We start from the raw sequence: 13055 nt of genomic DNA on the forward strand, positions 1-13055 counted from the left end.
TATTCCTTAATTAGTAGTTTGAAAGCGACTCTCTTTCAAACTCTGTCAGCTTCTCAATTTTACGGCTTTCAAAACAATAGCACCCCCTTTTCTGCCATTTACCGGCAACTCCATGGTTATCATTATAAGAATCCTGCAACACATTTGGTATGTACTTTTTTGTCAACCTGCTTTATAATTTTTTGACATATAACTTTTTTACTGTTTTTTGAAAGAAAACTTTGTTATAATGAACTTCCAGGAACGATACAAAGGAAAGGAAATACGTTAAGATGATGAACTGTTCTCACAGTTGAAAGCTTACTGTATGCGCGTATATGAATGATCAAACATAAAACAAAAGGAAAATTTAAATTAAGACTATTTTTTTCTGTAGGCAGCCTTTTCATCTGTCTTGCACTAATAGTATCTCTACTCTTTTCCACCACCGCTATCCGAAATGCAAAATCTACTGAAATATCTTCATCCCAGATTGTTTTAGACCGGGTTTCCGCTCAGGTAGATTCCCTCTATGAGCAAATGAATATCGCCGCAACTTCAATCACAAAAAATGATTCTCTGAAACAGATTATTTCTTCCCTGAACACTGCCGGGGCTGAACATACTTCCAGGGAATATATGGAACAGCTTTCAGAGGAGCGGATTATACAGAAGACACTGATAAATATGATGTTTTCTCCCATTATCTCCAACGTCATGTTATATAACCGCGAATGCGGCTATTTTTACTATACCGGAATTTATCTAAGCGACCGGGAACTGATCTCGGCAACCCTGGCAGAAAACAGAGCTATCGAATTATTGACGGAAGCAAATGCTTCCGCGCTGTATTACGGTCCACATTTAAATGACTGGAACAGCTCTTCCAGAACCGTTCTTTCGGTATGTAAGAATTTCTCTGATAACTCCATCACCCGGGATACTATGGTAGAGATACAGGTACCTTACAGTGTATTGGCTGATATTTGTACACAGAATACGTTTTCTAATGAAAAAGAAATATTAATTCTGGATTCCGAATATAATATTATTTATCCATATGAGCAGGACGAATATGTCATTACTGACGAACAGCTGGCTTCTGTATTAGAAAATATAAAAAACGGTAAGACAGATAATTTCGCCAACAGCTATTCTTACAATTCATCCGGAAGCAGTCTTACACCTTTTACGACAGTATTGATTTCAAATAACAAAACAATGCAGTCACAGAATATCTCGTATATTGCAACGACTGTCTTTACGGTTCTGCTTGTGCTTCTGGCTGCATTAATTATTATGTTTATTATACTATCCGTTGTAACGAAACCACTAAAGCAGCTGATTAACCATATTGATAACCTGCAGTTAGACCAGGATACCTGCCTGGATCTGCCGGAGGATATCTTTGATGAATTTGAAATCATTAATACGTCTTTCAATCACATGCTGAAGCGGCTGGAACAGTCCATCGCCCAAAATTATGAACTGCAGATCAGGGAAAGCAACGCGAATCTCACAGCTTTGCAGGCTCAGATAAATCCTCATTTTTTATACAATGCCTTAAACGCAATCAGCGCAGCAAGTGAGGTGTACGGCAGTGAAGTTACCACCAGGATGTGTCAGGGCTTCTCCTCCATGATGCGCTATATTACATCCAAAGAACAGATTGTACCATTAATAGAAGAAATTAACCACACCAAAAATTATCTGGAGTTTATGAAGATCTCTAATGATGGAAATTCAAGCTATGAACTTCAAATTGATTCCAGCCTTTATGACCTTCGTATTCCCAAGCTGACAATCCAGCCCTTTGTAGAGAATTGTTTTAAACATGCTTTTGAATGCTCCGCTCCTCCCTGGAAGATTTCACTGCAATTTTATATCAGTCAGAAACAATGGATTATTATTGTGGAAGACAACGGTCAGGGATTTCCGGATGATGTTCTAAAAGAACTTCAGGTATTCAAAGAAACCACCCTCTTGGACCGTAATTTTTCTTACAAAGATATAGAAATAGATGGTTTAGGACTTTACAACACTTTTGCACGTTTATATGCACATTTTTCATGTAAATTCGATTTTACTGTTTCGAACCTTTCTCCCGGAAGCAGAATTACAATGAAAGGAGTACTCCCGGATGATTAAAGTATTTGTAGCTGAAGACCAGCTGTTGATTCAAAAAGATTTATGCGCAAAACTGAAAAAAGCTTCTGCTGACATTGAGATTGTAGGTACTGCACTCAATGGCCAGGAAGCCTACCAAAAAATATACGATCTGTCGCCTGATATTTTATTTACGGATATCCGTATGCCGATTGCATCCGGACTGGATCTGATTCAAAACCTAAAAGAAAATGATATCCCCGTTTATACGGTTATTTTAAGCGGATATAAAGATTTTGAATATGCCAGGCAGTCAATGAAACTGGGGGTAGATGATTACCTGTTAAAGCCAGTCTCTGTGGAAGATTTACACTACACATTGAATACCTTGTCGGAGAAAATCCAGACATCAAAAAAAGAAAACATACACACCATGTTGAATTCCCTGCTGCATAATTATAAGGGCTCACTTTCCAGTCAGGAATTACAGAAACTGGAACCGGCTGTTTATTACGGCATCCTGATTAACGTCGGCTCCTACTCCTCACTTACGCTGCATGATATTTATCCCTCTGAGGAAGCCCTTTCTCAATTATCTGCCGCAGATTTACAGCATAATTACCTGGGTAATCATGATACTGTATATTTATTGGACGGGGTTACCAGAAATGAAAAATTCCTGTTAGTTTCCCTGAAACAAAATAATACTACAAAGATTAAAAATTTACTTCTGGGGCTGATGGACATTTTAAAACCTTCCGGCTATCCGGTTACAATGTGTCTCAGTTCAAGAACCTGCGACCTGTCAGATATCCGGAGCAAACATACCCTGATGCGGACCCAGATAGCCAATCATCTGATATTCGGCCATTCCTCCATCCTTTATCAAAAAGATTTTCTGGAAAATGGAACCGAGTTCCGCCAAATTCTGGATGATTCAACGGAAAAGAAATTCAAATTGGACATACAGAATAAGAATCTCCCCTCTTTTCTAAACCATTTGAAAGTTTTTTTACATTTATGTGACAAAGATAAGATAACACAAAAGCAATTGGATGAATGCCTGAAAAAGATTTTATATTATATATTTGATTATACCGATCATAAATTGTTCACTAATTACGCTCTGGAAATAGAAGAATACCTCTCTACCTCCAAGGGATATACCGACCTTACCGATTCCCTGCTGTTTTTATTTGAACAAGCCTGTAAAAATACGCTGATGAATATGGAAATAAATTCTGACTCTTCACAATTTATTGATAAAATTAAGGCATATATCCACTCACACTATTCCCAGGAAATCAATATACACAATATTGCCACAAAATTTTCGATTACTCCCGCTTACCTCAGCAGGATATTCAAGAAACAGGAAGGTATCCCGCCAATCGAATATTTAACAAAATACCGGATAGAACAGGCATGCCATTACTTTCTCTCTTCCACCATGTCCATCCGTGAAGTGGCGGAATTATGCGGATATTCCAACCAGTTTTATTTCAGTAAAGCATTTAAGCAGATTATGGGGATTTCTCCTTCTGAATACCGGATTAAATATCAGGATGTGAAATAGGACCTTCATTAAAATCTAATCAAATACAGCCTCAGGATTAATTTCCTGAAGCTGTTGCTATACCCTGGTGATCTATTGCAGATGCTCGCTTACATCTCTGGTTTTCTTTTTCGTCCGGATCACGGATTTCCATTTGCAGCAATCATTCAGATGCATTATTACATGTCTGGTCGGAGGCATTAATAAAAGCCCTGCCACATCCTTTTTACCCCAAAAATCCAGAAGCCATATAGAATCTTCCTGTTGTGTAATGCCTCCCTCCGACAAAATCCGGTCTAACCCCTGCTGTGAAACATTTCTTTTCATATCTTCGGCTAAGAGATTTTGAACAATTTCTCTGGTTCTCCTTCCAACTTCATTTCTGTAGTTTAACAGTTCGGGAATATTTAAACTTTTGCTTAAACATATGATTTCTTCATCTGTCAGTGCATTTCCCGTATCGGTGACCGTAGTATTCAATCTCGTTTTCCACCGATCATCAAATACCTGATTGCCGTCGGCAATAAGTATATTCATGGTTAAATCCTCAATCCTTGCTATATGCCATAAAACCCATGCAATTGTCTCATCCCTGCTCGTCGGCATAATAGAATATTCCTCATCTTCCAGGTCTCTGACCAGCTCGTCCACTTCATTGTGTGTTCCATCTGATACTTTAGACTCGTGCAGCTTCCCATGGAGCTTTAGGAAAATATCCTTTGCCTGTCGGATCTTATCCGGCTTACGAATCATGCTGTTAAGTTCTTTATGCAATTCGCTTAATCCATTTCCAAAATATTTCATATCTCTGCTCTCCTTATATAGGCTTTGTGTATGTCTGCATCATGCATCTAAAAGACTGATCCTTGCTGTGATGGTATGATGCAGCCCATATTTGTGGTATTTAACAATATTATAATGTAAGCGATACTTAAATGCAATTGTTGTATTTATCCTCAGTCCATTCATTTCCAGAAAGCTTTGACTTCATCGTATCGTAACTACCCTATATAATTGAATTAACAGGAGTGATATCCGTTCACAGCTGTATATCGCAGCTCATAAGCCTGCTGCCGTTATCCCTGTTTTTACATTGGCATATATTCCCAAGGGTTTCAGGAGATACCCCGAATAAAGGCCCTGTCTGGCTGCTGCCTCACGATAAAATGTATTCCGATAATAACCGGCCCAGTAACAAAGAATTAGAAATTATGAAAAACAGCCTGGGTATTGAATTGGAAAAGTTACTGCATAATCAATCATGAAAACTCTTCCCTGTATTACTGCATGGAACTCTCTCATAGCTGCAAACCCATAAATAGAGTAGTATGACAGCCAGTGCCAATATCAGTATGGACCATTGCTGCAATACGGACAGAATTCGGCTGTTATGAATTAATTCCACACCAAAATTCTGATACACCGTTCCCAGAAAATCCGGGTTGTTCCCATTTTCTACCCAATTATTTGCAATACTTATGTATTCCCGTCTGATAATACTGGTCAGCTGAGTGGGCGGAAACCACAGCAATATGGATTTCATCCAAGCCGGATAAAAATAATAAGGCAGATAGGCACCAGCCAGAAAACCTATTACTGTACCATAAAGATTGGCAAAGGTAGAAAATGTAGTGGTACTTTTTAATTTGTGTGCAAAACACAATAGGATTCCCGAATTAACACAGGATGAAAACATAATAATCATGAGAATTTTCAACTGTCTGAACACAGGCAGGGTACTGCTGTACTGAAATGAAAAAAAGACTTCACCGCCCAAAGCTGTCAGCACTGTAAAAATGCAGGAAACCAGCATACTGGTAAACCAATAACCGGACAAAATAGAAAATGGTGAAACCGGTGCAACCAGAAAATCTTTTCGTATGCCGGTTCCCATGTCATTGACACAAATCTGAATGATACCAAAGCAAGTGGTGGTATTAATAACAATCAAAAGACCGGCAAACATCATACGGTCGGTTAACTGCTGTACATAAAACGGGCTGATCCCTGTCTGGCTTACCATATCAGTCAGAAAATCTCTGAGAAAAAAAGTATACAGACTGATTACTACCGGTATGGAAGCAAAAGACAGCATTATATTCATCCGGTTATTTAAGAATAAAGCTATATTTCTCTGTACCAGAAACCGCAAGCTTCTCATAATGCTTCTCCTTTTAACAATTGGAAATATATTTCGTCCAAATCCGGCGTTTTCAGACTGTTTTTCCATTTTGACTGAATCTGTCTCAGACTTCCGCAAGCAGCTATTTTACCATCTTTTAAAATACAAAGTGTATCTGCATAGGACGCTTCATCCAGATAGTGTGTGGTATAAAATATCGTCATCTGCAGCTGCTCTTTCAGCTTTAGCAGCACATCCCAGACATTTTGTCTGGTAACCGGGTCCAGACCGGTAGTGGGTTCATCCAGAATCAGCAGTCTGGGTTTAGATATTAATGCACGGGCAATCTGTGCCAGTCTTCGCTGTCCCCCGGAACATTCCCTGTATTTTTGATTCTGAATCTTTTCCATGTCCAGCAAATGAATCAGCTCACCAATCTGTTTCTTCAATTCGCTGTCACGTTTCCAGTACAATCCCCCTCTAAACCACAGATTCTGATAGATCGTCAAATCCCCATCCAGTACATCTTCCTGGAAAACCATACCGATTTTTCTCTTAATCTCATTTTTATCAGTGTCCATATCTTTGTTGTCAATATATATTTTCCCATCTGTTTTGGCAAGAAGGGTTCCAATCATATTCATGGTCGTACTTTTCCCCGCACCATTTGGCCCCAAAAATGCCAGCACTTGTCCCTGTTTCACCTGGAATTCCAGAGATTTGACTATTTTCTTTTTGCCATAGGCTTTACAAAGCCCATTTACCGACAGACAATCTTCCATTCATACCACCTCACTTCTACCTATGGTATATGAGCAGACTGATGGTATTATTCATTCATATTGCCTGTTTCTTCCTCTCCTGGACCGTATCTTTATCACAGTTACGAATGGCTGGAATACACAGGCACAGTACTGCCGCCAGGAAAGTCAATGTACCAGCTACCAAAAACCATTTCTCTACCCCAAATGCCTCTGCAAATACTCCGGACAAAGAAAGTCCTATCGGTGATGTGATTACCATAATACTGCCTGACAGAGACATCACTCTTCCCAAATATTTCGCATCAAATTTACTTTGCAGCAGCGGTGTATACATTCCCCAATAAAACGGTCCGGATATGCCCATCATACAAGAAAATATGGTAAAAGCGACAAATCCATTCTGAGGAAGCAATCCGGAAGCAAAAAGGCTCGCACTCATTAACAGATAAGAACCTATAATCGTGTAAACTTTGTTTTTTGTCCCGCCCCACCTGCTTAAAATTAAAGAACCGATCAGCAGCCCTACTGAAAAAATAACCTCAACAATACTTGCATAGGTGCTTGTTCCTCCAAAATAGGACATGCTCATTAAGGGAAACAATGCACTGGTGGGCATCAGTGCCAATGTATATAATGCGCTGATTAATACCAGCCCAAGCATTCCTTTATTTGTACGTAAAATCCGAAAACCTTCCAGCATTTCACGTATTACGGGCAGTCTTTTTGTCTCTTCACCTTTTTCTAACTCTGGAATATAACTGATTATCAATGTGAATACTGCAATCAGCGCTCCGATAACATCTAAAAAAATAATTCCACTCAGGCTCCATATCTGATAAAGTACAGCCGCCAATACAGGGCTGAATATCTGTGAAACAGATTGCAGTGACTGAGAATATCCCGCACAGCGAGTCAGCTGATCCGCTGGAACAATCTGAGGTGTTACCGCCTGCAGGCACGGTGTATGAAAAGCGGAACCAATCGAGCGTACCAGCAAAACAGCCAAAATAACTCCTGTTGAAAGGAATCCGAACACCCCAGCAATAACCAGGACAAAACTGGCTGCAGAAATCAAAAGATCAGATATAATCATAATTTTCTTTCGTTGATAGCGGTCAATATACACACCGATAAACGGTCCTAAAATCCCCTGGGGCAGAAAACCCATTAGCATGGCTGCCGATAGTACTAACGCAGAACCTGTCACATCCGTTAAATACCAGACGATAGCAAATTGTAAAACAGAACTGGAAAATTGAGAAACTGCCTGCCCGCTCCATATAGTAAAAAAATTTTTCTTCCATGGTTTCATATGTTTCATATTATTTATTAACCTCTTATTCTGAACCCTCAGTTTTTGTCAATTCCCTAAGAAGCATGCCTGCTCTTTCACTGCCCTGCCTGCTGATAGAATAATGTGTCCATTTTCCAACCTTCCTCCCGGAGACAACTCCGGAATCACATAAGATTTTCATATGATGAGACAGGGTTGACTGACTAATATCCAGTTCAGCCAGAAGCCTGCATCCGCATTTTTCCCCGCTGCGGAGCATTTCTAATATCTGTAACCGATTCTCATCGCAAAAAGCTTTAAAAACTTTTGCTTCATTCTCATAGTTCCCCATAAAATCACCTCACATTCATTTTTTTCGATATATCTAAGTATAAACTTCATATCGAAAAATGTCAATGTGATATGTGACATAAAAACAGACGGGGCAGCCCCGCCTATTTCATTCTCCAAAAAGAAGATGTGCCGCATCCTGCATGGCACATCTTCTTTGCTGCTTATTCACCTTATCAATTTTACTACTCTTTCCTACTTTCCGGTATAACTTCTGTATTCATATCCTTAAATTTTTCCATATTCATTTGACCTAATGATCTGTCTACGACAATGGCATTAACCATAGATCCAGTCACATTAAGCAGTGTCCTTCCCATGTCAATGATAGGATCGATTGCCAGAATCGGGCTGACTACCGGAAAGGAAGATGCCAGACCCACACCTGACAGGGCAACGGAGGCTGCCATGGTGGCTGTTCCCGGTATTCCTGCGATCCCCAACGAACCTAAAGTAACAACAATAATGGACATTGCAATAAAAGTAATATCTATAGGCATACCATTTACATTAGCCACAAATATAAGGAGCAATGCCGGAAATACTCCTGCACATCCCTGCATACCCGCAGTTGTACCAAAACCGGCAACAAAATTGGCTGTGCCGTCATTTACGCCCATTTTATCCGTTAGGGTTTCAATGGTAAGGGGCAGGGAACCTACGCTGGACCTTGAAGTAAATGCCAGAATCATAACAGAGATACCTTTTTTAAGATAAATCCCCGGATTCACACCAAATATCACCAAAGTAATCAACTGGATGATAAACATAATTGCCACCGCTGTATAAAGGGCTGCAATAAAAATACCCACTTCCAAAATACTTTCAATACCCTTTTGGGCAATCGTATTAGCCAGTAAAGCAATTACTGCATATGGCATATATTTGATAATTGTCATGGCAATACTCATAATAATTTTATGCAGTGCATTAATCAAATCAAAAAATGGCTTTACAACATCAAAGTATTTTTTGGACATTCTTTTGGCTCCCAGGCCAAAAAATACAGCTACAATCACCAGTGCAATAATATTTACATCCACCATTGCCTGTGCCGGATTAGCAGGCAGTAATCCTCTCAAGGTATCTACTACTGTTTTAATTTCTTTCATCTCTACTGCTTCAGCAGTAGTCGACATCCCTGTTCCAACTTTGAACAGGATGCCTACGCAAAGGCCTACCACAACAGCTATAATAACCATTACCATAGTTACAACAATGGTATTCTTAGTCAGTTTACCAATGTTGGCATCTTTTTGCATGTTGATAATCACATGGATAATCGATACCATAACCAACGGTACAACCAGCATTCTGATCAGATCTATAAATCCGTTGCCAAATAACCCATACCACTTTGTGGTTTCCGCAACGAAAGTAATATCCATCGGCTGATTGACAAATCCGGATATAGCCTGTACAATCAGTCCCAGCACCAATCCGAATACGGTACCGATAATCATTCTTTTGGAAAAGCTTACCTTTCGCTTTTGAATTCTGTTCATAACTATGAATAAGGCAACTAATAGCCCCAGACAAAGCAGTGTTCGAATATCACTTAACATCAAAAATTCTTTAAAAAATACATTATCCATTTTATCTACTTCCTTTAACAAAAGATTATCTTGCTGTGTCATATAATGTTTCTAATTATAATGCCCATTAATAAGGTGATGCATACAACTTCCCCATTGTAACATATCGTCCTATAATGGACAAGAATTTTTCTAATTTAACTCTATACTCCTAGAGCGTGTTTGAAAATTACTTTCTGACAGATGTGCGTCACAGTTTGTGGTAGATTTGTCCCGGATGAAAGGCGCGTAGCGGGCTACGCAACCTGAATTCGGGGCAAATATGCCGCAAAGTGGGGCGTGCATCTGGCAGGAATGAATTTTAAAACACGCTCCAGTACTACTGCGAATAATTTCATCTTAAATTTGGGTTTAGCTGATTAAGGACGCTTTGTAGATGATAGGTAGTGTACGGAAAGATGGGTGTGGGAAACTGGCATGGGCTCCGTCAGCTGGCCGCAGAACTGGTATTTTCTAACCTTTCCGAAGCGCTTTTTGGCGGCACGCGGGCATTCACCGAGAAATCCTGATGCATTTCTCGGTTCAGTACCCGCTTAGTATCCGATGGGAGCCAGTCGAATACTATCCGCCAAAAAACACTTCGAAAAGGTAAGTAAATACTCAGCTCTGCTCTACGCTTCCTACGCCCATACCAGTTTCCCACACCCATCTTTCCGAGATCCAGGTTGCCGCCACAAAGCTGGTTTTCTCAGCATGTTGTAACCCTGGGGTGTGGCTGGCTGTTCTTTATTGGATGGATTGCAGTATATTTTTGCCTGTTTATGCATAAAAGAAGATAACGTCCCCTTCTCTTTCCGTACACTACCTACATCTACAAAGCGTCCTAATCAGCTAAATTCAAATTTACAATATTTTCTACTCTTCATCTTTCCTATGAAATAGATGCCCCTAAATTTTCGGCTTCTGTGAGTTTCTGGCTTCCGTTGATATCACCTACATTCGTAACACCACCGGCAAGTACCCGACCCAGGTCTTTCCATCCGATATGTTGGCTTAAATGGTCATACCAGTATACCGTCTCATCAAATCCGTTCCCCTCTGCTGCCATCAAAAGAATACTATCTTTTTTCGGATTGTTATAACCGGAATCACATTCTGCAACTGCAAACAAACGGTCAAACGCACATTTTAATTGTCCGCTCATGGACCAGTAATAAAGCGGCGTTGCAAGCACTACCACATCTGCATCTATGTAATAGGGATAAATCTGATCCATATCATCCTTTTGCACGCAAGGGCTATCCGGATTTTTTCCTCCGCCATAACAGCCCAGGCATGGATGAATATTCATCTTCTGCAGATCAAATCTCATCACGGTGTTTCCTGAACTTTCTGCCCCTTTCGTAAATGCTTCAATTAATTCTGCCGTATTCCCTTTTTGTCTTGGACTTCCATTTAAGATAATTATTTTCTTTCCCATTACGGTATCCTCCATTTTCATATACGCTTACTGCCTGCTCCGGAATAAACATTTGCTAATTGTTCGAATTTTATTTTAGAAATTACATTTACTGGCTCCTCCGGAATTGACTTTTTCTTTTATCTACAATATAATTATACCCAGAACTATACATAAAACAAGTACGCACATAAAAGTGCGATACTAACAATTATGTATAATACTTACCTTAAGGAGAGTGTAAATATGGGTTTGGAATGTATCTCTGATTCAAATTTAGAAGGAACAGGTTTCAGCTATACCCTGTCACTGATTAACGGAAAATATAAAATGACAATCCTATATACTTTGATGGAATATGGCATCGTGAGATTTAATGAAATGAAAAAATATATCGGTACAATTTCTTATAAAACCCTTAGTTCCACATTAAAAGAACTGGAAAATGATCAGCTTGTCAACCGGAAAGAATACCCGGAGATCCCTCCCAAAGTAGAATACAGCCTGACAGAACGCGGAAAATCCCTGATACCAATTCTGGACGGAATGTGTGAATGGGGAGAAAAGAATCGGCTATAACAATCATTCACTTCATTCCGGGCGCAAAATATACGCCAAAGTATCCAAGCAATGCAATTCCAGAGAATCCAGAAATGGTACGGGTGCTTCCAACCCCTCCGCCAGCAGGGGCAGTTCTGTACATCCTAAGACTACCCCCTGAATTCCATATTCTTTCTTGTAATAATCAACAATCTCGATAAATTTCCTCTGAGATTGTTGATTAATTTTATTTATTACCAATTCATCAAAAATGATATGATTAATTATATTCTGATGTTTTTCATCCGGCGATATCATTTCAATCCCATATTTCTTCATTCTGTCCTTATAAAAGGAATGGTTCATTGTATACCGTATTCCGGTCAAAAGCAGCTTTCTCATCTTCAGTGCCTGTGCCTGTTTCGCTACAGAATCCACAATATTTAAAATTGGTATTTCAAGTTCCTTTTCCAGTAAACCATATACCGAATGGGGAGAGTTGGCAGCCATGATTACTATGTCTGCACCTGCATTTTTTAAATTTACAATTCCTTTTTTAATGTAATTTAAATATTCATCCAAGCGGTTCTGATTTTCAAGGTCGGTAAAATACTGGAAATTAAGACTCTCTATCACTATCTCCGGGTAATAATAATTCTGAAATTTTCCATAATACAAATTCAATATTTTTTTATAATATTCTGCCGTGGAAGCTGAGCTGATGCCACCAAGTATCCCTAACTTTTTCATATTATCTCCTCTCTCATGTAAAATGCTTTATTGTCTATTGCCCTCATAGTTGCAAGTATACCGTCCAAATGATCATATTCGTGCTGTAATAATTCTGCCAGACCCCCCTCTAAAATCATCTCCCTTTTCTTCCAGCCTGTATCAAAATATTTTATGATACAGCGTTTGTGCCTTTTTACTCTTACATATAAATCAGGAAAAGACATGCAATCATCCAGAACTTCCATTTCTTCGCCGTCCGGAAATTCCAGTTCCGGGTTAATAAAGACTGTGGGTGAATCCAGATGCATATAAATAATACGTTCCCCTACTCCGATTTGTGGTGCTGCAATAGCACGCCCCGCCTGATACCTGATTCTAAAATCCATTAAGGTGTCATGCAGATCGGCGATAATAGGATCCAGATCCTTACCCACTTGTACTAATTCACTTTTTTGATATAATCGTTTATCCCCAAGCAGCAATATTTCTTTTACCATATTCTTTATCCTCATTTACTATAAAGTTCGTTTCAAATTCTTTGCACCAATGCTCACATTCCTTTTGCGGAAGGACTAAGTCTGGCTGTTTACCCCCAAATTATAACTCTTGATATTGTATGGTTTCAATGCTAAAATTGTA

16 protein-coding genes are annotated in these 13055 nt (G+C 39.3%); 6 read left to right on the forward strand and 10 right to left on the reverse strand.

The features are described from left to right. Positions 1-10: 10 nt before the first annotated feature. A complete protein-coding gene (locus CD03_RS37900; RefSeq protein ID WP_156042924.1) occupies positions 11-166 on the reverse strand; it encodes a hypothetical protein in 156 nt (51 codons plus the stop codon). Between the two features lie 155 nt (positions 167-321). Here CD03_RS37900 and CD03_RS0116140 point away from each other — a divergent pair, with 155 nt between their 5' ends. Both CD03_RS0116140 and CD03_RS0116145 read left to right on the forward strand, forming a co-directional pair. Further along, the gene (locus CD03_RS0116140) at positions 322-2127 is read left to right on the forward strand and encodes a cache domain-containing sensor histidine kinase (RefSeq protein WP_027294547.1); all 1806 of its coding nucleotides are present in this window, start codon (positions 322-324) and stop codon (positions 2125-2127) included. Next, positions 2120-3661: a response regulator transcription factor gene (locus tag CD03_RS0116145; protein ID WP_027294548.1), complete on the forward strand. Its 1542-nt coding sequence runs from the start codon at positions 2120-2122 to the stop codon at positions 3659-3661. The genes CD03_RS0116140 and CD03_RS0116145 overlap by 8 nt, the downstream gene beginning before the upstream one ends. A gap of 72 nt (positions 3662-3733) precedes the next feature. Here CD03_RS0116145 and CD03_RS0116150 read toward each other — a convergent pair whose 3' ends face one another. The 6 genes from CD03_RS0116150 to CD03_RS0116180 form a co-directional block, all read right to left on the reverse strand. Beyond that, a complete protein-coding gene (locus tag CD03_RS0116150) occupies positions 3734-4444 on the reverse strand; it encodes a DinB family protein (RefSeq protein ID WP_027294549.1) in 711 nt (236 codons plus the stop codon). A 451-nt stretch (positions 4445-4895) separates the two neighbouring features. Further along, complete coding sequence (locus tag CD03_RS0116160) at positions 4896-5801, reverse strand: ABC transporter permease (protein ID WP_027294551.1); 906 nt, start codon at positions 5799-5801, stop codon at positions 4896-4898. Further along, positions 5798-6544, reverse strand: coding sequence for an ABC transporter ATP-binding protein (locus tag CD03_RS33710; protein WP_052377832.1), 747 nt, complete (start codon positions 6542-6544; stop codon positions 5798-5800). The genes CD03_RS0116160 and CD03_RS33710 overlap by 4 nt, the downstream gene beginning before the upstream one ends. Before the next feature lie 55 nt (positions 6545-6599). After that, the gene (locus CD03_RS0116170; protein ID WP_044289426.1) at positions 6600-7847 is read right to left on the reverse strand and encodes an MFS transporter; all 1248 of its coding nucleotides are present in this window, start codon (positions 7845-7847) and stop codon (positions 6600-6602) included. 16 nt (positions 7848-7863) lie between these two features. Beyond that, positions 7864-8151: an ArsR/SmtB family transcription factor gene (locus CD03_RS0116175; RefSeq protein ID WP_027294553.1), complete on the reverse strand. Its 288-nt coding sequence runs from the start codon at positions 8149-8151 to the stop codon at positions 7864-7866. Positions 8152-8335: 184 nt separating this feature from the next. After that, positions 8336-9745 (reverse strand): cation:dicarboxylate symporter family transporter, encoded by a 1410-nt coding sequence (locus CD03_RS0116180; RefSeq protein WP_027294554.1) that lies wholly within the window; start codon positions 9743-9745, stop codon positions 8336-8338. Between the two features lie 183 nt (positions 9746-9928). On the opposite strand from CD03_RS0116180, the gene CD03_RS39980 reads away from it, so the two are divergent. From CD03_RS39980 to CD03_RS38910, 3 genes are read left to right on the forward strand one after another with little or no spacing between them, the layout of a single operon-like run. After that, complete coding sequence (locus CD03_RS39980) at positions 9929-9994, forward strand: DUF6783 domain-containing protein (RefSeq protein WP_442969739.1); 66 nt, start codon at positions 9929-9931, stop codon at positions 9992-9994. A 30-nt stretch (positions 9995-10024) separates the two neighbouring features. Next, entirely contained in the window at positions 10025-10108 is an 84-nt protein-coding gene (locus CD03_RS39530) for a DUF6783 domain-containing protein (protein ID WP_334291697.1), read from the forward strand. A gap of 23 nt (positions 10109-10131) precedes the next feature. Continuing rightward, positions 10132-10254, forward strand: coding sequence for a hypothetical protein (locus CD03_RS38910; protein WP_255348072.1), 123 nt, complete (start codon positions 10132-10134; stop codon positions 10252-10254). Positions 10255-10616: 362 nt separating this feature from the next. On the opposite strand, the gene CD03_RS0116190 is transcribed toward CD03_RS38910, so the two are convergent. Continuing rightward, positions 10617-11165 carry a flavodoxin family protein gene (locus CD03_RS0116190; protein ID WP_027294555.1) on the reverse strand — a complete coding sequence of 183 codons (549 nt, stop codon included), beginning with the start codon at positions 11163-11165 and terminating at the stop codon, positions 10617-10619. A gap of 225 nt (positions 11166-11390) precedes the next feature. On the opposite strand from CD03_RS0116190, the gene CD03_RS0116195 reads away from it, so the two are divergent. After that, positions 11391-11723, forward strand: coding sequence for a winged helix-turn-helix transcriptional regulator (locus tag CD03_RS0116195; protein WP_027294556.1), 333 nt, complete (start codon positions 11391-11393; stop codon positions 11721-11723). A gap of 12 nt (positions 11724-11735) precedes the next feature. Here CD03_RS0116195 and CD03_RS33715 read toward each other — a convergent pair whose 3' ends face one another. Together CD03_RS33715 and CD03_RS0116205 are read right to left on the reverse strand one after the other, a co-directional pair. Continuing rightward, positions 11736-12434: an aspartate/glutamate racemase family protein gene (locus CD03_RS33715; protein WP_044289427.1), complete on the reverse strand. Its 699-nt coding sequence runs from the start codon at positions 12432-12434 to the stop codon at positions 11736-11738. Further along, on the reverse strand, positions 12431-12913 hold the full coding sequence (locus CD03_RS0116205) for a peptide deformylase (RefSeq protein ID WP_027294557.1): 483 nt from the start codon (positions 12911-12913) through the stop codon (positions 12431-12433). Before CD03_RS0116205 ends, CD03_RS33715 begins: the two co-directional genes overlap by 4 nt. Between the last annotated feature and the right edge of the window lie 142 nt (positions 12914-13055).

This window comes from Robinsoniella sp. KNHs210, from assembly GCF_000686105.1.
Classification (GTDB): domain Bacteria; phylum Bacillota; class Clostridia; order Lachnospirales; family Lachnospiraceae; genus Robinsoniella; species Robinsoniella peoriensis.